We start from the raw sequence: 19,289 nt of genomic DNA on the forward strand, positions 1-19,289 counted from the left end.
TGGCCCTCAGCGGGGGCGACGCCGCGGGCGGCTGATCCAGGCCAGATAGGCGCTGCCGCCGGTCAGGGCGGCGCCGCCGGCGGCCACCACCGGCCCGGCGAAGCGGCCGAGCCGGTCCTTGTACGCCACGAGCACGTTCGTGCCGCCGGTGATCATCGCGGCCACCACCATGGCGGCCACCACCCGGTCGCCCGTCCGCTCGAGGCGCGTCACGAGCGGCTCGAGCTCGCTCGCGCGGACGGTGACGTCGATCCCGCCGTCGTCGATGCGTTCCATCACCTTGCGGGCGTACTCCGGCAGGTCGATGCCGAGCTCGGCCGCCGCGATCGTGGCCCGGCCGATCCGGCCCGCCACCCGCCGGGGGTCGAGGTGCTCCCCCACGAGGCGCAGGGCGAACGGGTCGAGCACGCGGGTGTAGTCGAAGCCGGGGTGCAGGCGGCGGCCGATGCCGTCCACGATGATCAGCATCCGCAGCAGCTGCACGAGCTCGGGCGGCAGGGACAGCCGGTGGCGCCGCACCAGGGCGAAGATCTCCGAGATCAGCTGCGCCACGCGGATGTCCTCGAGCTCGCGCCCCTCGAGGCGGCCGACGATCCGGGCCACCTCCAGCCGGAGCCGACGGCGGTCCACCGGGCCGCGCGGCGGGGCGATGTCCAGCAGGGCCCGCACCAGCCCGTCGGTGTCCTGCCGGGCCAGCGCCATGGCCAGGCCCGCGAACCGGCGTCGAAGGGACGGGGAGATCCGCCCCACGGAGCCGAAGTCGATGAACCCGACGGTCCCGTCCGGCTCGATGAACAGGTTGCCCGGGTGCGGGTCCGCATGGAACACGCCGTGCTCGAACACCATGGCCAGCAGCACGTCGGCGGCCCGGTACGCCAGCTCCTCCCGGTCGATGCCGGCGGCGTCGAGTCCGGCCAGGTCGTCCACGCGCAGCCCGGAGAGCTCCTGCATGGTCAGCACGCGCGAGGTGGTCAGGTCCCACTCGATCCACGGGAACCGCACGCCCGGGGTGTCCCGGAAGCCGGCGGCGATCTCCTCGCAGGCCCGCGCCTCCACCACGTAGTCGAGCTCGGCGCGCAGCGAGCGGTCGAACTCGTCCACCATGGCCGGCACGTCCAGGTCGGCGAAGGTCCGTGAGGCCCGCGACCACGTGGCCGCCAGCGTCCGCAGGATCTCCAGGTCCGCCTGGACCTGCTCCACCACACCGGGCTTGCGGACCTTCACGACGACGGCGCGCCCGTCATGCAGGCGCGCGCGGTGGGCCTGACCGATGGAGGCGGTGGCCAGGGGCGCCCGGTCGAACCAGGCGAACAGGGTGTCGACGTCGGCGCCGAGGTCCTCCTCGACCGTCCGGGCGACGGCCTCGAAGGGCACCGCCGACGTGCTGTCCGTGAGGCGGGCGAACGCCGCGCAGTAGGCCTCGGGGAACACGTCCGGGCGCGCCGAGATCAGCTGCCCGAGCTTCACGAAGGTGACGCCCAGCTCCTCGAACGTGCGCACGAACAGCTCGGGGCGGGCCTCGGCGTCGATGCCCAGGTGCGGCTCCCCCTCCTCGAGGGGCAGCCACCGGGAGAGCCCGGCCTGCACGGCCGTGGCCCTGAGGCCGTTGCGGGCCATGACGTGGGCGATCTCGCGGTAGCGCTGCAGGTGGAGGGCCATGACGCCCACGCTACCGACCGCGCGGAGGGACGGGCCCCGCCGCTCAGTCCGCGTACCGGAGCATGCCCGGCCGGACCCGCGCGTCGGCCCCGATCCGCATCCCGTCCGCGAGCGCGCCCGCCGCCCGCAGCTCCCGCAGCCTCGCCAGCACCCGGTCCCGCACGTCCCACGGGCTGAGGGTGTTGACGTTGATCTTGGTGGCGCCCTCGAAGCCGGCGAGTGTGGAGACGCGCCACTTGAGCATCACGCGCCACGGCATCGGGTCCGCGACGCCGGGCGGGCGGGTGTGCCACTCCTCGTTGGAGGGGACGTCCGGGCCGGTGGCCGCGTGGGCGGCGTGCAGCAGGTCGGACATGCCGCGCAGCTCGGCCGGGTCCTGCCGCCACGGCTCCCCCACCGGGCTCGTGGAGTAGACCTCGACCGTCGGGTACCGGTGGCCGAAGCCGGCGAACATCACGGCGTGCTCGTTCTCGGCGATGACGAGGTCGTGCGCCACGGCGACGTCCAGCGCGGCGTGGTTGAAGACCTGCGGGTCCTCGCGCAGCCGGTCGAGGGCGGCGGCGTTCTGGGCGCCGATCTCGTCGATGGCCACGAGCTGCTTGTGCAGGTGGTCGAAGGAGGCGCCGGCGGGCTTGAGCCAGTTCTGGAACACGGACACGTACCGCACGGCGGGCGTGGTCGCATAGAGGTCCCGCATGGCGTCGGCGGTGAGGGCCAGGAAGGCGTGGTGCTCGTCCGGGGTGAGGGTGCCCGAGGAGGCGAGCTGGTGGTCGTCCACGGCCCCGTCGACGAAGTGCCGCCGAGCGATCACGACGTCGTGCGTGCCGCCGAAGAATGCGGCCGACGCCCCGATCAGCTCCGCCTCGGACATCGCCGCCGCCTCCTCGGCGGAGCGGCCGGAGGCGCGCAGCTTCGCGGTGACGACGGCGCGCACGTGGGCGCGGCCGGCCTCGGTGGCCAGGTACTCGTCACGGCGGCGGCACGCGTCCGGGGGGAGCTCGTAGCCGTGGTTGAGACGCCAGTAGTCGTAGCTGAGGATCTCGAAGAGGTTGGGGACCCGGCGGAAGGCCGGGATCGTCTCCTCGAGCCGCTCCGCGGCCGGATGCCGCAGGATCTGCCAGGCCGGGGCGCCGTCGTCGGCCCTCGTGGAGACGATGCGTGACTTCTCCGGCGGCGTCTCCAGCATCCGGTGCTCGCAGAAGGCGCAGTGCCGGCCGTGCTGGGCGGGGTCGAGCGGCTGCGGGGCGGGCCGGACGAGGCCGAGCGGGCGGTGGCCGCGGCCGGGCACGGTCCAGACCTCGGTGCCGGTGAAGGGGTTGCGCTGCTTGACGGTGCCGTCCGGCAGTCGGGTGAGGGGCTCGCTCACAGACGGGTGCACGAGGCCAGGATACGAGGCGGTGCCGGCCCGGAGGGCCGAGCCCTGTTCGCCGTCGTCGATCACGCAGGGCGGGCCCGTGTCCTCCGGCGTGATCATCCCCACGGCCACCCGTGACGCGGGTACGCTGATCGCTGTTCCACGTCACAGCGCTCTCGCTCGACTCGTCTCACCCGCACGGAGGCCTCACCCATGTCGTCCCGCATCCACCACCCCGGCCTCCGGTCGAAGGTGATGTCCGCCGCGGAGGCGGCGGCGTTCATCCAGCACGGCACCACCGTGGGCATGAGCGGGTTCACGGGGTCCGGCTACCCGAAGGCCGTGCCGACGGCGCTGGCCGAGCGGGCCAAGGAGCTGCACGCGCGCGGCGAGGAGTTCCGCATCAACCTCCACACGGGGGCGTCCACCTCCGCGGAGATGGACGGTGCGCTGGCCGAGGCGGACGCCGTCGCGCTGCGCACCCCGTTCCAGTCGGACCCGACGATGCGCGCCAAGATCAACGCGGGCGCGATCGAGTACATCGACACACACCTGTCCCACCTGGCGCAGACCGTGTGGAACGGCTTCTACGGGCCCATGACCACCGCGGTGATCGAGGTGTCCGGGATCCGCGAGGACGGCCGTCTCGTCCCCAGCTCCTCCGTGGGCAACAACAAGTCCTGGATCGACCTGGCGGATCAGGTGATCCTCGAGGTCAACTCGTGGCAGAGCGAGGACCTCGAGGGTCTGCATGACGTCTACTACGGCACCGCGCTGCCCCCGCACCGCACGCCGATCATGCTCACCCACCCCGCGGACCGCATCGGTGAGACGTACCTGCGGTGCGATCCGGCCAAGGTGGTGGCCGTCGTCGAGACCCACGCCCCGGACCGGAACTCTGCCTTCAAGCCCGCCGACGCGGACTCGATCGCGATCGCCCAGCACCTCGTGGAGTTCTTCGAGCACGAGGTGGCCCAGGGCCGGTACGACGAGCGACTGCTGCCGCTGCAGTCGGGCGTGGGCAACATCGCGAACGCGGTGATGTCCGAGCTGGTGAAGTCCCGGTTCACGGGCCTGTCCGCGTTCACCGAGGTGGTGCAGGACGGCATGCTCGACGCCCTGGACTCCGGCACCCTGGCGACCGCGTCCGCGACCGCGTTCTCCCTGTCCACCGAGGCCGCCGAACGGTTCAACGACAACGCCGCGAAGTATCGGGACAAGCTGATCCTGCGCACCCAGGAGATCTCCAACCACCCCGAGCTCGTGCGCCGCCTCGGCATCCTCGCCATGAACGGCATGCTCGAGGCCGACCTGTACGGCAACGTGAACTCCACGCACCTGATGGGCACGAAGATGATGAACGGTCTCGGCGGCTCCGGCGACTTCGCCCGCAACGCGTTCACCTCGTTCTTCCTCACCCCCTCCACGGCCAAGGGCGGGGACATCTCCTGCATCGTGCCGATGGTCTCGCACGTGGACCACACCGAGCACGACGTGCACGTGGTGGTCACCGAGCAGGGGCTGGCCGACCTGCGCGGCCTCTCCCCCAAGCAGCGCGCCCGCACGATCATCGACACGTGCGCGCACCCGGACTACAGGGAGCAGCTGCGGGACTACTTCGACCGCGCGATGCGCGAGTCGGACGGCCTGCACACCCCGCACCTGTTGGGCGAGGCCCTGTCCTGGCACCAGCGCTTCCTCGAGACCGGGACGATGCGTCACGGCTGACGGCCCGCCGGGCCGGACACCTGCGGAACGGGCCGCGCCTCGCGGCGGGGTGAGGTCACGCCGGCTCCGGGCACGTGCCCGGAGCCGGCCCAGGACCGCAGGACCGGCGACGGCGTCAGCCGCGCCCGCCCTGCTCCCGCTCGGGGATTCCCGCGGCCCACAGGGCGGCCGCGATGAGGGCGGGCTGGCCGAAGAGCCGCGCCAGGCGGCGACCGTCCGTGTCCAGCCCGAAGCCGTCCTTGCGCTCGGCGTACTGCCCGATGTTCCCGGGGTAGATCGCGGTGTAGAAGGCCGCCAGGGCGGTGCCGGTCAGGCGGCGCTGCCCGGGGAGCGCCAGCAGAGCGGCCCCGAGGCCGATCTCGGCCACGCCGGATCCGAGCACCACGAGGTCCGCCGGGAGCGGGACCCACGAGGGCACCTGGGCGCGGAACTCACGGCGTGCCACGGTGAGGTGGGACAGCCCCGCGGCGGTCATGAACCCGCCGAGGCCGAGGCGGGCGGCGGTCTGGGAGAGGGGGACAGGCTGCCGGTGCTTCGTCATCACGCCTCCCCGAGCTCGAGGACGACGTCGATGTTGCCCCGGGTGGCGTTCGAATAGGGGCACACCTGATGCGCCTGCTCCATGAGGGCGCGGGCCTGATCCGCGGGGACATTGGGGAGCACGACCTCGAGGGTGACCTCCAGGCCGAAGCCCTCACCCTGGCGGCCGATGCCCACGCGCGCGCCGACGGAGGAGTCGGTGATGTCGGCACGGGAGGCACGGGCGACCATCTGCAGGGCCGAGTGGAAGCACGCGGCGTAGCCGGCGGCGAACAGCTGCTCGGGGTTGGTGCCCTGGCCGGAGCCGCCCATTTCGGTGGGCACGGCGAGGTCGAGGTCGACCCGCCCGTCGGTGGTGCGGACATGGCCGTCGCGGCCGGCGCCGGTGCTGAGCGCCTCGGCGGTGTAGATGGTCTCCATAGGAGGTCCTTTCATCCGCCCGCCCCGTGCGGGACGAGTCGGCTCCAGCCTGCCACCCTGTTAGGTCGCGCGCAACCAAGTCGCTCCCCAGCGACCACTAGAATCGCTTCCATGGATGCCGCGCCGACCCCCAGCCTCGCCCTCGAGGACCAGCTCTGCTTCGCCCTGCACCGGGCGTCGCGCGCCGTCACGCGCGGCTACGGCCCCCTGCTGTCCCGCCTCGGCCTCACCTACCCTCAGTACCTCGTGATGCTCACCCTGTGGCAGGCGGAGGGTGACGCCTCGGCCGAGACGGAGGCGTCGACACCGGACGCCGGGGCGCTGGGAGTCGGCGCGCTGCGGGACCGGCTCGGCATGGACAACGGGACGATCACACCCCTGGTGCGGCGCCTGGCCGGCATGGGGCTCGTCACGCGGGAGCGCGACGTCCACGACGAGCGACGCGTGCTGGTCCGGCTGACGGACGAGGGGCGAGCGCTGCGGGCGTCCGCCCGGACGGTCCCGGTGGACGCCCTCACCCGGATCCCCCTCGACACCACCGAGCGCCAGGTCCTCATGGACCTGCTGAACCGGATCACCGAGGCCGCCGGGCCGCGCTGAGACGGCGGGAGCGGCCCGCGCGGAGCGCGGGTCAGCGCACCCGGTCCAGGATCGCCCGAGCGACGGCATCCGCCTCACGCTCGGGCAGCCAGTGGTCCGCGTCGAGCTTCACGAACCGGTACTCCCCCGCCACCTGCCCGGCCGTGAGCTCGGCGGCCCGCGGCCCCAGGGCCGCGTCCCGGGTGCCCCACACGTACGTGGTGGGGACCGTCACGGGCGCGCTGCGCGTGGTGGTCACCAGATCCGGGTTCGCCCGATACCAGTTCACCGGGCCGCGCAGGCTCTGCGGGGTGGAGAACCGGCGGGCGTAGTGCTCCGCCCCGGGGACCTGCCCCCGTTGCAGCAGGGAGCCCAGCCGTCGGGCGAGGATTCGTTCGGGGAGGGCCGGCGCCTGGAAGGCGGCGATGTACCAGCTGCGGCGCAGCTGGTCCGGGCCGCGCAGGGCGCGGGCCAGGGCGGCCGGGTGCGGCGTGGACAGGACCGTCAGGGACGCGACGCGCTCGGGGTGGGCGGTGGCCAGCGCCCAGGCGACGGCGCCACCCCAGTCATGGCCGACGACGTGGACGCGCCGCGCCCCCGCCGCGTCCGCCAGCGCGACGGCGTCCCCCACGAGCGCCGGGAGGCGATAGGCCGCCGTCGCCCGCGGAGCGGCCCCCGGGGAGTAGCCGCGCTGATCCGGGGCGAGCGTGCGCAGCCCCGCGGCGTGCAGCAGCGGTTCGACATGCCTCCAGGACGTGGCGTCCTGCGGGAAGCCGTGCAGCAGCAGGACCACCTCCCCCTCGGCCGGCCCGCCGTCGCGGACGTCGAAGGTCAGGCCCTGATGCCGGAAGGTGTCCATGCCGCCCCCGAGTGCGCCGTCGCCCGTCACAGCCGGACGAGCATCTTCCCCGTGTTGGCACCCTCGAGCAGGTCGATGAACGCCTGGGGTGCGTTCTCCAGCCCCTCCCGGACGGTCTCGTCCCACTGGATCTTCCCGGCGGCGACCCACGGGCCCACGCGCTCCAGGAACTCGGGGCGGACCTGCGCTGCGTACTTCTGCAGGACGAAGCCGCGCAGGGTCAGGCACTTGCCGATCGCCAGGGCGAGGTTGCGCGGGGCGGCCGGCGGCTCCGTCGAGTTGTACTGGGCGATCGCGCCGCACATCGCCACGCGGCCGTCGACCCGCATCGCGGCGATGGCGGCCTCGAGGTGGTCGCCGCCCACGTTGTCGAAGTAGACGTCGATGCCCTCCGGCGCCGCCTCGGCCAGCAGATCGGTGGGCGAGCCGTCGTGGTAGTCGAACGCGGCGTCGAAGCCCAGCTCCTTCACCCGCGCCACCTTCTCGGGCGTGCCCGCCGAGCCGACCACGCGCGAGGCGCCCAGCAGGCGGGCGATCTGGCCGGCGACCGAGCCGACGGCCCCCGCGGCGCCCGAGATGAAGACGGCGTCGCCCTCCTGCATCTCGGCCACGTGCACGAGGCCGGTGTAGGCGGTCAGACCCGTCATGCCCAGCACGCCCAGGTAGGTGCTGTCCGAGAACTGGGAGGTGTCCACGACCTGGACGGTGTCGCCGTCGAGGACGGCGTGCTCGCGCCAGCCGCGGCCGTGGAGCACGGACGTGCCCTCCGGCACGTCCGCGTGGCGCGAGGCGATCACGGTGCCCACCGCGCCGCCGTCGAGGGGGGCGTCGAGTTGGAACGGAGGCACGTAGGACTCGACGTCGTTCATGCGGCCGCGCATGTACGGGTCCACGGACATCACGGTGTTGCGCACGAGGACCTGGCCCTCGGCGAGCTCGGGGAGCTCGACCTCCGTGAGACGGAAGTTCTCCGGCGTCGGGGCGCCGTGGGGGCGGGAGGCGAGGTGGATCTCGCGCGTGCGGGTGGGGGTGCTCATGGTGGTCTCCTCGGGGTCGGGGCGGCGGGCTCGGTGGAGGGTCAGCGCGCGAGCAGGTCCAGGAGGCGGCGGGCGGCGTCGGCGGAGGAGGCCGGGTTCTGGCCGGTCACCAGGGTGCCGTCCGTGACCACGAAGCTCTCCCCGTCCGGGCCCTTGCGGTAGTCCGCGCCGGCGGCGATCAGCGAGTCCTCGACGAGGAACGGGACGACGTCCGTCAGCTGGGCGGCCTCCTCCTCGCCGTTGGTGAACCCGGTGACCTGACGGCCGCGCACGAACGGGGTGCCGTCGGCGGCGGTGATCGGGTGCAGGATCCCGGGCGCGTGGCAGACGAGGCCGAGCGGGCGCCCGGCCGCGTCGCTGTCGAGGATGATCCGCGTGGAGTCGGCGTCGGACACCAGGTCCCACAGCGGGCCGTGACCGCCCGGGTAGAAGACGGCGTCGAACCCGTCCACGTCCACCTGGGCCAGGGGCGTGGTGTGGGCCAGGGCGGCCTTGGCCTCCTCGTCCTGGTCGAACCGGCGGGTGGCCTCGGTCTGCATCTCCGGCTTCGAGCTCGTCGGGTCGATGGGCGGCTGGCCGCCGCGGGGCGAGGCGAGGGTGACCTCGTGGCCGGCGTCCGTGAAGACATAGTAGGGCGAGGCGAACTCCTCGAGCCAGAACCCGGTCTTGCGGCCGGTGTCGCCCAGCTGGTCGTGCGAGGTGAGGATCATCAGGATGCGGGACATGTCGGGAGCCCTTTCGTTGGTGGGTACTGAACTCTCATGGTCGTACGCAACCGAATCTCGGGCAAGGGTGACGGTGCCCGGGTCGTCAGCGCTCCGTCACCCGCCCGTCCTGGACCTGCCAGCGACGGTCGGTGCGGACGGTGTCCAGCATGCGGCGGTCGTGGGTGACGAGCATCAGGGCGCCCTCATAGGTCTCCAGGGCCTGTTCGAGCTGCTCGATGGCCTCCAGGTCCAGGTGGTTGGTGGGCTCGTCGAGCACCAGGACGTTCACCCCGCGGGCCTGGAGCAGGGCCAGGGATGCCCGGGTGCGCTCGCCGGGCGAGAGCTCGTCCACGGGGCGGTTCACGTGGTCGGCCCTGAGGCCGAACTTGGCCAGCAGGGTGCGCACCTCCCCGGAGGCCATCTCGGGCACGAGCGCCTCGACGGCCGCGGCGAGCGGGACGGTCCCGGCCAGCAGTGAGCGCGCCTGGTCGATCTCCCCGATCTGCACGCTGGATCCCAGGGCGGCCGTGCCCTCGTCCGGGGCCTGGCGGCCCAGCAGCCCGCGCAGCAGGGTGGACTTGCCGGCCCCGTTGGGCCCGGTGATGCCGATCCGCTCTCCCGCGTTGACCTGGAGGGACACCGGGCCGAGCGTGAAGCCACCCAGCCGGAACACGGCATCGTTGAGGGTGGCGACCACGGAGCTGGAGCGCGGCGCCGCGCCGATGGTGAACTCCAGCCTCCACTCCTTGCGTGGCTCCTCCACCTCCTCCAGGCGCGCGATGCGGCTCTCCATCTGCCGGACCTTCTGGGCCTGCTTCTCGCTCGACTCACTGTTGGCCTTGCGGCGCAGCTTGTCGTTGTCCGGGGACTTCTTCATCGCGTTGCGCACGCCCTGGCTGGACCACTCCCGCTGGGTGCGGGCGCGGGAGACGAGGTCGTGCTTCTGCTCGGCGAACTCCTCGTACTTCTCCCGGGCCTGGCGGCGCAGGGTGGCCCGCTCCTCGAGGTAGGCCTCGTAGCCGCCGCCGTAGACGCGGTTGGTGCGCTGGGCGAGGTCGAGCTCCAGGACGCGGGTGACGCAGCGGGCCAGGAACTCGCGGTCGTGGCTCACCAGCACGACGCCGCCGCGCAGCTCCTGCACGAAGGCCTCCAGGCGGGTCAGGCCGTCGAGGTCCAGGTCGTTGGTGGGCTCGTCCAGGAGCACGACGTCGAAGCGGGAGAGCAGCAGCGCGGCGAGGCCGACGCGGGCGGCCTGCCCACCGGAGAGGGAGGTCATGAGGACCTGTTCCGGGGAGGCGGAGAGGTCCAGGCCGAGGTCGGCGAGGACGGCGGGGATGCGCTCCTCCAGGTCCGCGGCGCCGGAGGTCAGCCAGCGGGTGAGGGCGGTGTTGTAGCGGTCCGCGGCGGCGTCGGTGACGTCCGGGTCCGCCAGGGCCTCGGCGGCCTCGTCCATCTCGGTCTGCGCGGCGGCGCACCCGGTGCGGCGGGCGATGTACCCGGCGACCGTCTCCCCCGGCACCCGCTCGTGCTCCTGCGGCAGCCAGCCCACGAACGCGTCGGCCGGGGCCAGGCTGACCGTGCCGGCCTGCGGCGCGAGGTCCCCGCCGAGGATGCGCAGCAGGGTGGACTTGCCCGCGCCGTTGGCCCCCACGACGCCGACGACGTCCCCGGGCGCGACCGTGAGGTCCAGATCCTCGAAGAGCGTGCGGTGGCCGTGGCCGCCGGCGAGGCCGGAGGCGACAAGGGTGGCGGTCATGGTGCTCCTGACGGAAGTGCGGCGGGCGTCAGGCCATTCTGCCGCGACTGAGCTCCACGAGCTTCTCGGCCCGGGCGCGCGTCGCCTCCTCTCCCGCCGCGATGGCGACGCCGGAGCTGCGGAAGTCCGCGACCGTCATCCCCTCGATCGGCGGGCTGATGAGCACGTCCGGCCGGTAGAGCGAGAGCCGGACGGTGGTGAGCTGGGCCTGCATGACGTCGATCGCCCGCATGGCCTGGCGCAGCGACGTGGCGGGCGAACGGCGGGTACGGGTGCGCGCCCCGGGCTCCGGCCGCTCCAGGGGCTCGAGCGTGGTGGCATCGACGGCGATCACCCGCTGCGCGCCCAGGAAGCGCACCCCGTCCACCGGGATCTGGTTGAGGATGCCGCCGTCCACCAGCACGGAGTCCCCCACGGTCACCGGCTCCAGCGCGCCGGGGTAGGCGGTGGTCGCCTGGATCGCGGTGATGAGGTCCCCGGTGTGCAGGTAGCGGGTCTGGCCCTCGACGACGTCGGCCGCGGTGAGCACCAGGGGAATCTGCAGCTCCTCGAAGGTGTCCGGGAGCAGCTCGCGGAGCCAGGCCCGCAGCCTCTCGCTGGAGAGGATGCCGCCGGTCAGGCCCCAGTTGATGAGCCGCGGCCAGTCCACGCTCCGCTCGATCTTCTCGAGCGAGGCGGCGTCATGACCGGCGGCTATGAGCGCGCCGAGGAGGCCGCCCATGCTCGTTCCCGCGAGCACGTCCGGGCGGATGTCGAGCTCCTCGAGCACCCGCCAGACCCCGATGTGGCACAGCCCGCGCGCTCCTCCGCCGCCCAGGGCGAGGCCCAGCCGACCCGTGGGCCGTTCGTCATGCATCATGGGCCCAGTGTGCCACGGACATGACCGTGAAGGGAGCGATGCCGGTCAGTCCGTCTCCGGCAGGCCGGCGGCCCACAGGGCGGCGGCAGACGAGGGCGCGGAACGCCTGCATCGGTCCCTCACCGTCCTGACGACCACCGGGTTCCTGGGCGGCGTCGAGATCACGATCGGCCTGCTCGCGTACCTGCTCACGCTCCACGAGACGGGCAGCCACCTGCTGGCCGGACTCGCGTTCTCCATCGGCCTGGTCAGCCTGTTCCTCGCCCACTCCGAGCTCTTCACGGAGGGGTTCTACTACCCGATCACCGCGATCGCCGCCGGCCGGGGCACGTGGGTGGAGCTGCTGCGTCTGTGGGCGGTGACCCTCGTGATGAACCTCCTCGGCGGCACCGTGATGATCGCCCTCGTGGTGGCGGGGTTCCCCGACCTGCACGGCACCCTGGCCGAGAGCGCCCACCACTTCCTGGACATCGGCTTCAGCTGGCAGGGCGCCGCCCTGGCGGTCCTGGCCGGGGTGGCGATCACCCTCGTGACGCGGATGCAGGCCGGGACGGACAGCCCGACGGCGATGATCGTCGCGTCCGTCGCCGGAGCCGTCGTCCTCGCCGGCGGTTCGCTCTTCCATTCGGTGATGGACTCGATCCTCATCATCGGAGCCATCCCGTCCGGAGCGCACGGCGTGGGCTGGCTCGAGTGGCTCAGCTGGGTGTGGTGGGTGATCCCCCTGAACATCCTCGGCGGGTTGGCGCTGACGACGGCGCCGCGCCTGCTGCGTTCCAAGGAGGTGCGGGAAGAGAAGGGGCGGTGAGGGGCAAGGTCCGAATGGCAGGGGTCAGACGGCGTCACGCGTCCCGTCGGCGGCGGGCTCGGGCAGCTCCTCGGTCATCCGGGAGGAGTTGGGGAAGACGAAGCGGTAGCTGAGACCGGCGACCGCGGCGCCCAACAACGGGGCCACGAAGAACAGCCAGACCTGGCCGAGGGCGTCCCCGCCTGCGAACAGGGCCACGCCGAAGGAGCGAGCGGGGTTCACGGAGGTGTTCGACACGGGGATGGAGATCAGGGGGATCAGCGTGAGGGTCAGGCCGATGGCCAGCGGCGCGAAGCCGGACGGAGCACGGCGGTCCGTGGCGCCGAGGATGATGTAGAGGAACACGGCGGTCAGCAGCGCCTCGGTCAGGAACACCGCGCCCATCGAGTAGCCGGCGGGCGAGAGTTCGCCGTAGCCGTTGGTGGCCAGGCCGTTCTCCGCAAGCGAGTAGCCCGGACGACCGGAGGCGATCGCCAGCAGCACGCCGCCGGCCGCCACGCCGCCCACGAGCTGGGCGATCCAGTACGGCACAGTGAGCTTCCACGGCAGACGACCCGCGAGCGCCGCACCCAGGGTGACTGCCGGGTTGAAGTGACCGCCGGAGACGTGACCCACGGCGTAGGCCATGGCCACCACGGTCAGGCCGAAGGCGAGGGCGACGCCGAGGAAGCCGATGCCCATGTTGACGCCTGTGGCGTCGTCGATCACGGATGCGGAGAACACGGCAGCGCCGTCCGTGGGACCGTCCCGCCGTTGCCTGGGCGCACCGTCTCGTCCCGCGTCCACCCTCCTGACCGCGCCGCCACGATCACGCCCGCAGATCAGGCAGCGGCCCTCATCCGGGACGGGGACGCCGCCGGGCACCGCTCGTCCGGTCGGGGGCCGGGCCTCAGCCCGCCGGCTGATCCACCCCCGCGGCGGGACGCCCGTCCTCCAGGTAGACGCAGTGCGCGGCGTCCCAGGCGGCGTCGACGCGGCGGGCGATCGCCGGGCGCAGGAGCTTCCGGGCCTCCTGGCACGTCACGAAGCGATGCTCGGAGGCCTCGTCCTCCTGCAGGCGGATGGCGGCGACGTCCGCGGCAGTGAGCGGGTGGACGGCGCGGAAGAGGAAGCGCAGGCCGATCCGGCCGTCGGCCTTGCTGGGCCGCGTGTCGACGGCGACGAGCCGCCCGGCGGTCACCTCCAGCTTATGTCCCGCGCGGCGGGCGCGCACCGTGCGGACGGCCAGGATCAGCCAGGCGAGCACGGCCAGCGCGGCGAACACCGCGGGCAGCACGTGCCCCAGGAGCACGGAGGAGGCGACGGCGGCGAGGAACGCGGCCAGGTTGAGGACGACGTCGTACATCGGCGCGATGAACCGCCGGTTCACCACGTGGAGCCCGGCGATCGCCACGCCGCACGCGAACGTCACCGAGAGCAGGAGGTTGACCACCGGGGGAGGGTATCAGCGGCGGTCGAGGCGGACGGCCTCGAGCATGCGGCGGTCGTGGGTGACCAGCAGCAGGGCGCCGTCCTAGGCCTCGAAGGCCTGCTCCGGGCGTTCGAGGCCTGCAGACGGGCGTCAGCCTTGCCGGGCATAGGCGTGCTCGCGTTGCGTCACTGACCCTTTGCGTCATGGCCGCGAGGCTTTGTCCGCGAGAGGCGGGCATCCCCTCGCTACGCTGAGGCCATGGCGACGGTTCTCCTCGTGCGGCACGGCCGCACCACGGCCAACGCGTCCGGACTGCTGGCGGGCCGCACCCCCGGGGTCAGCCTGGACGAGCACGGACGGGAGCAGGCGGCCCGCACCGCGGACCGCATCGCGGCCGTGCCCGTGGCCGCGGTGGTGGCCAGTCCCTTGGAGCGGTGCGCGCAGACGGCCCGCGCCCTCCTCGATCGCCAGCCGGGGACGGTGCCCTCGCTGGTCGACGACGACCTCACCGAGTGCGACTACGGCCAGTGGCAGGGGCGCGCGCTCAGCGACCTGGCCACCGAGCCCCTGTGGGCGACGGTGCAGACCCAGCCGTCCGCCGTCGTCTTCCCCGGCGGGGAGTCCATGGCGGGCATGCAGGCCCGCGCGGTGGCGGCGATCCGCCGGCACGACGCCGCCGTCGAGGCCGAGCACGGGCCCGGGGCGGTGTGGGTGGCGGTGAGCCACGGGGACGTCATCAAGTCGATCCTGGCCGACGCGCTCGGCACGCACCTGGATCTGTTCCAGCGGATCGAGGTGGGACCCGCCTCCGTGTCCATCGTGAGCTACGGGCCGAGCCGCCCGCGGGTCTGGGCGACCAACACCGACGCCGGGGACCTGTCCTGGCTCTCGGCCCTCGGCCCGTCCGACGACGCCCCGGTGGGCGGCGGCGCGGGCACCGGCCCCGGCGCGGTGGACGAGCGGACGCCTAGGATCGTGGCATGAGTGATGCACCTGCCCCCGCCCATGAGTTCGACTGGCCGGATCGGGTCGTGATCGGGACGCTCGGCCGTCCCGGAGCCCGCACGTTCTACCTGCAGGTGCGCACCGGGCCCCGGCTGGTGAGCCTGGCCTTGGAGAAGCAGCAGTCCGCCCTGATGGCGGAGATGCTCGACGAGATCCTCGACGATCTGATGGCGTTGGAGGGCAATCCGCACAGCGTCCCGGCCAGCACGCCCGTGGAACTCGTGGACAACGATCCGCTGGACCCGGTGCAGGAGTGGTTCCGGGTGGGGGCCATCGGCCTGGGCTGGGACCCCACCACCGCGCAGGTGCTCATCGACGCGCACCCGCTCTCTGACGACGACGCCGACCCGGCGCTCGAGTCGGACGCCGAGGCCGTGCGCGTGCGGATGCCCGTCGGCGCCGCCCGGGCGTTCGCCCGGCGCACCCGGGAGGTCGTGGACGCCGGGCGTCCGATCTGCTCGGACTGCGGCCAGCCCATCGACCCCGACGGCCACGACTGCACCCTCCCCGACTCCTGATGAGCGCCGCGGACGTGCCCGCCGGCGAGCAGATGGCCGAGGAGCTGACGCTCACCGGCCGCATCACGACGGCGTCCAACGCCACGTTCCTCGGCGCGATCGGTGACACCCCGGTGGTCTACAAGCCGGTGGCCGGCGAGGCCCCGCTCTGGGACTTCCCCGCCGCAACCCTGGCCCGCCGCGAGGTGGCCGCGCACCTGGTGTCCGAGGCACTGGGGTGGGATATCGTGCCGCGCACGTGGCTGCGCGACGGCCCCTTCGGCGAGGGCATGGTGCAGCTCTGGCAGGAGCAGGATCCTGGGCAGGACGCCGTGGACCTGTTCCCAGCGGACAAGGTGCCGACCGCGGGGTGGCTCACGATCCTGGAGGGCGAGGACGAGGACGGGAACCGGCTGGTCCTGGCCCATGAGGACTCGGCGGCGCTGCGCCGCATGGCGGTGTTCGACGTGATCGTCAACAACGCCGACCGCAAGGGCGCCCACATCCTCGCCATGCCCGGCGGGCACCGCCACGGCGTGGACCACGGGCTCACCTTCCATGTGGCGGACAAGCTGCGGACCGTGCTGTGGGGCTGGTTGGGCGAGGTGCTGAGCGAGGAGGAGCGCGACGGCGTCGGCCGGGTTCTCGAGGGACTTGCTGGCGAGCTGGGGCGGGGGCTGGCGGGGTTGCTCAGTGCCGAGGAAGTCGAAGCCTCGGCCGAACGCTGTGCCCGGTTGCTCGAGGACGGGACCTTCCCTGCCCCGAGCGGGCTGACGCCAGCCGTGCCCTGGCCGCTGTTCTGACGGGCCTGAGGCGTCAGCGCGTCCGCAGGGACAGCGGGCGCACTCAGTCCACGAGCCCCGCCGCGGCACCGGCCGCACGGTAGTCCGCGGCGAGCGAGTCCAGGGTGGCGTGAGCGTTGAGCCCGCTGGGGTTCGGCGCCACGAACAGCCGCGTGCCCGGCCACGGCGTCTGCTGCTCCCCCAGCGCCGCCTTCGGGCGTCCGAACGCCTGCCGGTAGGCCGTCACCCCCAACACGGCGACGACGGCCGGCGCGTGCGCCGCCACGAGCGCGTCCAGGCGGGCGGGGGCGGCGGCGAGCTCCTCCGCGGCGAGCTCGTCGGCGCGGGCGGAGGCCCGCGGGACGAGGTTGGAGATCCCGATGCCGCGGGCATGCAGCTCGGCGAGGTCCTCGGCCTTGTAGCCATTGGAGGCGTCGATCAGGTGCCGGGTGAGCCCGGCGCGGTGCAGGGCCGGGTAGAAGCGGTTGCCGCGGCGGGCGAAGTGCGCACCGGTGGCGGCGGTCCACAGGCCGGGGTTGATGCCGATGAACAGCAGCCGCAGCGGGTCCGGCAGCAGGTCGGGGACGGTGCGGTCGCGGAACTGCTGCAGCTCGGCCTGGGTGAAGCGCATGTCAGTAGTGATACCTCGCCTGGAGGATGATCAGGTCCTCGCCGTCGACGAGGTAGACGAGCCTGTGCTCCTCCGTGATGCGCCGGGACCATGCCCCGGCCGCGCCGTACTTCAGCTGCTCGGGCTTGCCGATCCCCTCGAAGGGATCACGCAGGGCCGCGTCGATGAGGGTGTTGATCCGTTTGAGGACCTTGCGGTCCGTGGTCTGCCAGTGCGTGTAGTCCTCCCAGGCGGAGCGGTCCCACACGAGGCGCACTCAGGCGTCCCCGTCCAGGCGGTCCAGAGCGTGCTCCTCAACGCTCCCTGCGCGGGCGCGTTCGTAGGCGTCCAGCAGCCGTCGGGCGTTGGCCGGGGAGCGGAACAGGTAGGCGGTCTCCTGCCAGGCGGCGTACTCGTCCGCGGGCATGAGGACGGCGTTCCCCTTGCGGGAGACGATCTCTACGGCGTCGCGGTCCGCGTTCACCCGCTCGATGAGCGGGAACAGGGTCTTGCGGGCTTCACTGGCACTGATGGACATGCGGGCCTCCCTAGGCGCGTCGTGGTACCTGCTTATGGTACCAGTCGGTGAGGTGGAACTCAGGAGGCACCCTGTGGGATGCAGAACTCCTTGCCCTCGTGGTCCGGGGGCCCGGCGACGGCGTCCCCTGCTCTCCCAGGAGCACCTTGGGCTTCCCGAATAACCGCCGGTAGGCAGTTAACCCCAGCACCCCGACGATGGCGGGCGCGCGCGAGACCATGAGCGCGTCGAGGCGAGCGAGCCGTGGAGACCTCCTGTCGCGTCGGTTCGCCGGGGCGGATGACGCAGCCGGCGGGGTCGACGTCGTGGGCGCGGAAGTTGTCGAGGGCCTCGTCGAGGACAGCCCTGATCTCCGAGACGATTCGCTCCGCAATCTCGATTGAGATGTCCACATCCGCTCTCCTGACGCAGGCCCCCGCGGGCCGTTCTATTGTCTTGAGGGCCATCGAGGCGGCCGAACCCTGTTCGCCAGAACATCGCCGTTGAAGTCCCATCGGCCCTAGGCCAGCGGGAACCGCCCGATCACCTTGTCAGCCAACACTTTCGTGCGCGCCTCGATGTCATCAGCGGTCCACGACTCCCGAGTGGCGAGCTCGGCGTTCAACGAGAAGCCGTTCTTGTAGCCGATGGGCAGGCCCTTCGAATCCTGGCGGTCACGCTTCTCAACGAAGGATTTGTTGCCGAGATTGCTGTTGTAGGCCGTGATCGTGAGGTTCCCCAGCCTGTGCCGGTGCTCCTCCTGCACCTGCGCAGCAACCTCTTTGCCTCCGAGCATCTCCTGCCATGCGGCGGGCAGATTCTCACCCTGCGGGAGGATGTGTTCGATCGTCCAGACGAAGTGGTTCTTCTCCTGCCGCCACAGGTCCGCCCATGTCTCCTTGGTCATCGCATCCTCGGCCAGGGTGGTCAGCACGAACCGGGCGACGTCGGTGTTCTCTTCGTAGATCCGGCCGAGGAGCCGGGCTCGGAACTCCTCGTCGGAGGCTGAGACGCTGTTCAGCTTCTCTCTGACGACCTTCAGAACGTCATTGCCACGGGCGTCACCCACAGCGTCGATGGTCGTCATGAAGAGCTTCGCCAGCGCGTAAGTGGGCGGGTAGCCGGTGAGGTTGCGGCGAACGAAGAAGTTTGTGAGGCGGTCAACGACCGCCTCGACCTGGGCGTCGGTCAACTCGAGTTCGTCCTGCTTCGTCATGAGCCACATCAGGAGGACGTAGGACGGCGCACCCTGGGCGCGCATGAGCCGCTGGAAGGCCCGGTCGAGGGAGGTCGGCTGGTCGAGCTCCACGACGCAGTTGATGCGGCCGTAGATCTTGCTCGCCTCGACGAGGGCGTCGACGACTTTCTTCAGGTTCTGTTCCAGGAGCTTCTCGTAGACACGGATCAGGTTGGACTTGGTGGCGACGGAGGCGTTGGGGACGTCGGGGAGCTCCGTCTTGAAGGCGTTGTAGTAGTGCCGCAGGAAGCGCTCCTGGGTGGAGTAGCTGTCGCCGAGGCTCGTCAGCATGTCGTTCCAGTGTTTGAACGCCTGGTCGACATTCATGATCTGCTTCTTCTCGGACTCGGCCAAAAGGTGGTTCTTGATCAGATCCACGGGCGAGAGCGGCATACCGCGGTTGTTCAGCGATTCGAAGAGGACGAACGCGTCGGCGTGGCTGGCGACCTCGATCTTCACAATGACCGCCTGCAGGGCCGCCTCGTGCACCCTGAGCGCAGCCTCCGTCTCGGACAGCTCCTCCGTCTCGGCGAGCTTCAGGATGGCGGCGCGGAAGTAGCGGTAGCACTTCGCGATCCGGCGGCTGGGGTAGTACGGCTTCCACTCGCCCTCAACGGGCAACCCGGCGCCTTCGAGCGTCTTGAGGTAGTCGAAGAGGTTGTGCCCTTGCTTCTGCGGTCTCACCCGCGGCTGCTGGTCAGCCTTGCGGACCAGCTGGCGACCGAGGTTCGTAACGTCCGTTCGGGTGTCGTCATCGAGCTCGTCGATGTGCTCCTTGAGCACGGAGTAGACCGCAGCAAGGAGCAGGGTCAAGGTCGTCAGTCGTTGCTGGCCGTCGACCACATGCAGGATGTTGCCCTCGAGCGGGTCCGTGGTCTGGTCGAGCGTGATGATCGTCCCCAAGAAGTGGGCGCCTTCGGCCTG

21 protein-coding genes are annotated in these 19,289 nt (G+C 72.0%); 6 read left to right on the top strand and 15 right to left on the bottom strand.

What is annotated here, in order from left to right; genetic code table 11:
* Positions 1 to 6 precede the first annotated feature (6 nt).
* Together ACUJ8O_RS05185 and ACUJ8O_RS05190 are read right to left on the bottom strand one after the other, a co-directional pair.
* Positions 7 to 1,659, bottom strand: coding sequence for an ABC1 kinase family protein (locus tag ACUJ8O_RS05185; RefSeq protein ID WP_445373210.1), 1,653 nt, complete (start codon positions 1,657 to 1,659; stop codon positions 7 to 9).
* Between the two features lie 43 nt (positions 1,660 to 1,702).
* On the bottom strand, positions 1,703 to 3,100 hold the full coding sequence (locus ACUJ8O_RS05190) for a DUF4921 family protein (RefSeq protein WP_445373213.1): 1,398 nt from the start codon (positions 3,098 to 3,100) through the stop codon (positions 1,703 to 1,705).
* Between the two features lie 126 nt (positions 3,101 to 3,226).
* On the opposite strand from ACUJ8O_RS05190, the gene ACUJ8O_RS05195 reads away from it, so the two are divergent.
* On the top strand, positions 3,227 to 4,741 hold the full coding sequence (locus ACUJ8O_RS05195) for an acetyl-CoA hydrolase/transferase family protein (protein WP_095347487.1): 1,515 nt from the start codon (positions 3,227 to 3,229) through the stop codon (positions 4,739 to 4,741).
* A gap of 115 nt (positions 4,742 to 4,856) precedes the next feature.
* Here the strand turns inward: ACUJ8O_RS05195 and ACUJ8O_RS05200 are convergent, their stop codons facing one another.
* Positions 4,857 to 5,282: a DoxX family protein gene (locus tag ACUJ8O_RS05200; protein WP_036338685.1), complete on the bottom strand. Its 426-nt coding sequence runs from the start codon at positions 5,280 to 5,282 to the stop codon at positions 4,857 to 4,859.
* Positions 5,282 to 5,701 carry an organic hydroperoxide resistance protein gene (locus ACUJ8O_RS05205; protein WP_002855232.1) on the bottom strand — a complete coding sequence of 140 codons (420 nt, stop codon included), beginning with the start codon at positions 5,699 to 5,701 and terminating at the stop codon, positions 5,282 to 5,284. Before ACUJ8O_RS05205 ends, ACUJ8O_RS05200 begins: the two co-directional genes overlap by 1 nt.
* 111 nt (positions 5,702 to 5,812) lie before the next feature.
* Here ACUJ8O_RS05205 and ACUJ8O_RS05210 point away from each other — a divergent pair, with 111 nt between their 5' ends.
* Positions 5,813 to 6,301 (top strand): MarR family winged helix-turn-helix transcriptional regulator, encoded by a 489-nt coding sequence (locus ACUJ8O_RS05210; protein WP_095347488.1) that lies wholly within the window; start codon positions 5,813 to 5,815, stop codon positions 6,299 to 6,301.
* Positions 6,302 to 6,332: 31 nt separating this feature from the next.
* Here ACUJ8O_RS05210 and ACUJ8O_RS05215 read toward each other — a convergent pair whose 3' ends face one another.
* The 5 genes from ACUJ8O_RS05215 to ACUJ8O_RS05235 all read right to left on the bottom strand — a co-directional run bounded on the left by ACUJ8O_RS05215 (position 6,333) and on the right by ACUJ8O_RS05235 (position 11,498).
* On the bottom strand, positions 6,333 to 7,139 hold the full coding sequence (locus ACUJ8O_RS05215; RefSeq protein ID WP_036338733.1) for an alpha/beta fold hydrolase: 807 nt from the start codon (positions 7,137 to 7,139) through the stop codon (positions 6,333 to 6,335).
* Positions 7,140 to 7,165: 26 nt separating this feature from the next.
* Entirely contained in the window at positions 7,166 to 8,176 is a 1,011-nt protein-coding gene (locus ACUJ8O_RS05220) for an NADP-dependent oxidoreductase (RefSeq protein WP_069941693.1), read from the bottom strand.
* 41 nt (positions 8,177 to 8,217) lie between these two features.
* Positions 8,218 to 8,901: a type 1 glutamine amidotransferase domain-containing protein gene (locus ACUJ8O_RS05225; RefSeq protein WP_069941694.1), complete on the bottom strand. Its 684-nt coding sequence runs from the start codon at positions 8,899 to 8,901 to the stop codon at positions 8,218 to 8,220.
* 85 nt (positions 8,902 to 8,986) lie between these two features.
* Positions 8,987 to 10,639, bottom strand: a complete 1,653-nt coding sequence (abc-f, locus tag ACUJ8O_RS05230) for a ribosomal protection-like ABC-F family protein (RefSeq protein ID WP_095347489.1) — start codon at positions 10,637 to 10,639, stop codon at positions 8,987 to 8,989.
* Positions 10,640 to 10,667: 28 nt separating this feature from the next.
* Positions 10,668 to 11,498 (bottom strand): patatin-like phospholipase family protein, encoded by an 831-nt coding sequence (locus tag ACUJ8O_RS05235; protein WP_010080497.1) that lies wholly within the window; start codon positions 11,496 to 11,498, stop codon positions 10,668 to 10,670.
* A 7-nt stretch (positions 11,499 to 11,505) separates the two neighbouring features.
* Between ACUJ8O_RS05235 and ACUJ8O_RS05240 the strand changes: the two genes are divergently transcribed.
* Complete coding sequence (locus ACUJ8O_RS05240; protein ID WP_095347490.1) at positions 11,506 to 12,306, top strand: formate/nitrite transporter family protein; 801 nt, start codon at positions 11,506 to 11,508, stop codon at positions 12,304 to 12,306.
* A gap of 24 nt (positions 12,307 to 12,330) precedes the next feature.
* On the opposite strand, the gene aqpZ is transcribed toward ACUJ8O_RS05240, so the two are convergent.
* Together aqpZ and ACUJ8O_RS05250 are read right to left on the bottom strand one after the other, a co-directional pair.
* Positions 12,331 to 13,029, bottom strand: coding sequence for an aquaporin Z (gene aqpZ, locus ACUJ8O_RS05245; protein ID WP_073117468.1), 699 nt, complete (start codon positions 13,027 to 13,029; stop codon positions 12,331 to 12,333).
* A gap of 166 nt (positions 13,030 to 13,195) precedes the next feature.
* On the bottom strand, positions 13,196 to 13,738 hold the full coding sequence (locus tag ACUJ8O_RS05250; RefSeq protein ID WP_206495966.1) for a hypothetical protein: 543 nt from the start codon (positions 13,736 to 13,738) through the stop codon (positions 13,196 to 13,198).
* A gap of 237 nt (positions 13,739 to 13,975) precedes the next feature.
* Between ACUJ8O_RS05250 and ACUJ8O_RS05255 the strand changes: the two genes are divergently transcribed.
* Genes ACUJ8O_RS05255 through ACUJ8O_RS05265 form a run of 3 tightly spaced genes read left to right on the top strand, consistent with a single transcriptional unit; the run spans position 13,976 to position 16,022 of the window.
* Positions 13,976 to 14,701 carry a histidine phosphatase family protein gene (locus ACUJ8O_RS05255; RefSeq protein ID WP_179297197.1) on the top strand — a complete coding sequence of 242 codons (726 nt, stop codon included), beginning with the start codon at positions 13,976 to 13,978 and terminating at the stop codon, positions 14,699 to 14,701.
* Positions 14,698 to 15,240 (top strand): DUF3090 domain-containing protein, encoded by a 543-nt coding sequence (locus ACUJ8O_RS05260; protein ID WP_095347491.1) that lies wholly within the window; start codon positions 14,698 to 14,700, stop codon positions 15,238 to 15,240. The genes ACUJ8O_RS05255 and ACUJ8O_RS05260 overlap by 4 nt, the downstream gene beginning before the upstream one ends.
* Complete coding sequence (locus ACUJ8O_RS05265) at positions 15,240 to 16,022, top strand: SCO1664 family protein (protein ID WP_095347492.1); 783 nt, start codon at positions 15,240 to 15,242, stop codon at positions 16,020 to 16,022. The genes ACUJ8O_RS05260 and ACUJ8O_RS05265 overlap by 1 nt, the downstream gene beginning before the upstream one ends.
* A 43-nt stretch (positions 16,023 to 16,065) precedes the next feature.
* Here the strand turns inward: ACUJ8O_RS05265 and ACUJ8O_RS05270 are convergent, their stop codons facing one another.
* The 4 genes from ACUJ8O_RS05270 to ACUJ8O_RS05285 form a co-directional block, all read right to left on the bottom strand.
* On the bottom strand, positions 16,066 to 16,632 hold the full coding sequence (locus ACUJ8O_RS05270; RefSeq protein WP_095347493.1) for a mismatch-specific DNA-glycosylase: 567 nt from the start codon (positions 16,630 to 16,632) through the stop codon (positions 16,066 to 16,068).
* Position 16,633: 1 nt separating this feature from the next.
* Positions 16,634 to 16,888, bottom strand: a complete 255-nt coding sequence (locus ACUJ8O_RS05275) for a Txe/YoeB family addiction module toxin (protein ID WP_049159304.1) — start codon at positions 16,886 to 16,888, stop codon at positions 16,634 to 16,636.
* Positions 16,889 to 17,149: a type II toxin-antitoxin system Phd/YefM family antitoxin gene (locus tag ACUJ8O_RS05280; protein ID WP_002855277.1), complete on the bottom strand. Its 261-nt coding sequence runs from the start codon at positions 17,147 to 17,149 to the stop codon at positions 16,889 to 16,891.
* 499 nt (positions 17,150 to 17,648) lie between these two features.
* A partial coding sequence (locus tag ACUJ8O_RS05285; RefSeq protein WP_445373211.1) for a DUF262 domain-containing protein occupies positions 17,649 to 19,289 on the bottom strand: 1,641 nt, incomplete at its 5' end.

This window comes from Micrococcus sp. EWR3.9.1 (assembly GCF_052615555.1).

What these genes read in the sequence shown, in the direction of transcription:
- ACUJ8O_RS05280 (WP_002855277.1), bottom strand. Translation starts at nt 17,149, where the DNA reads ATGTCCATCAGTGCCAGTGAAGCCCGCAAGACCCTGTTCCCGCTCATC.
- ACUJ8O_RS05255 (WP_179297197.1), top strand. Translation starts at nt 13,976, where the DNA reads ATGGCGACGGTTCTCCTCGTGCGGCACGGCCGCACCACGGCCAACGCG.
- ACUJ8O_RS05270 (WP_095347493.1), bottom strand. Translation starts at nt 16,632, where the DNA reads ATGCGCTTCACCCAGGCCGAGCTGCAGCAGTTCCGCGACCGCACCGTC.
- ACUJ8O_RS05220 (WP_069941693.1), bottom strand. Translation starts at nt 8,176, where the DNA reads ATGAGCACCCCCACCCGCACGCGCGAGATCCACCTCGCCTCCCGCCCC.
- ACUJ8O_RS05195 (WP_095347487.1), top strand. Translation starts at nt 3,227, where the DNA reads ATGTCGTCCCGCATCCACCACCCCGGCCTCCGGTCGAAGGTGATGTCC.
- ACUJ8O_RS05200 (WP_036338685.1), bottom strand. Translation starts at nt 5,282, where the DNA reads ATGACGAAGCACCGGCAGCCTGTCCCCCTCTCCCAGACCGCCGCCCGC.
- ACUJ8O_RS05260 (WP_095347491.1), top strand. Translation starts at nt 14,698, where the DNA reads ATGAGTGATGCACCTGCCCCCGCCCATGAGTTCGACTGGCCGGATCGG.
- ACUJ8O_RS05185 (WP_445373210.1), bottom strand. Translation starts at nt 1,659, where the DNA reads ATGGCCCTCCACCTGCAGCGCTACCGCGAGATCGCCCACGTCATGGCC.
- ACUJ8O_RS05235 (WP_010080497.1), bottom strand. Translation starts at nt 11,498, where the DNA reads ATGATGCATGACGAACGGCCCACGGGTCGGCTGGGCCTCGCCCTGGGC.
- ACUJ8O_RS05225 (WP_069941694.1), bottom strand. Translation starts at nt 8,901, where the DNA reads ATGTCCCGCATCCTGATGATCCTCACCTCGCACGACCAGCTGGGCGAC.
- ACUJ8O_RS05210 (WP_095347488.1), top strand. Translation starts at nt 5,813, where the DNA reads ATGGATGCCGCGCCGACCCCCAGCCTCGCCCTCGAGGACCAGCTCTGC.
- ACUJ8O_RS05265 (WP_095347492.1), top strand. Translation starts at nt 15,240, where the DNA reads ATGAGCGCCGCGGACGTGCCCGCCGGCGAGCAGATGGCCGAGGAGCTG.
- ACUJ8O_RS05215 (WP_036338733.1), bottom strand. Translation starts at nt 7,139, where the DNA reads ATGGACACCTTCCGGCATCAGGGCCTGACCTTCGACGTCCGCGACGGC.
- abc-f (WP_095347489.1), bottom strand. Translation starts at nt 10,639, where the DNA reads ATGACCGCCACCCTTGTCGCCTCCGGCCTCGCCGGCGGCCACGGCCAC.
- ACUJ8O_RS05205 (WP_002855232.1), bottom strand. Translation starts at nt 5,701, where the DNA reads ATGGAGACCATCTACACCGCCGAGGCGCTCAGCACCGGCGCCGGCCGC.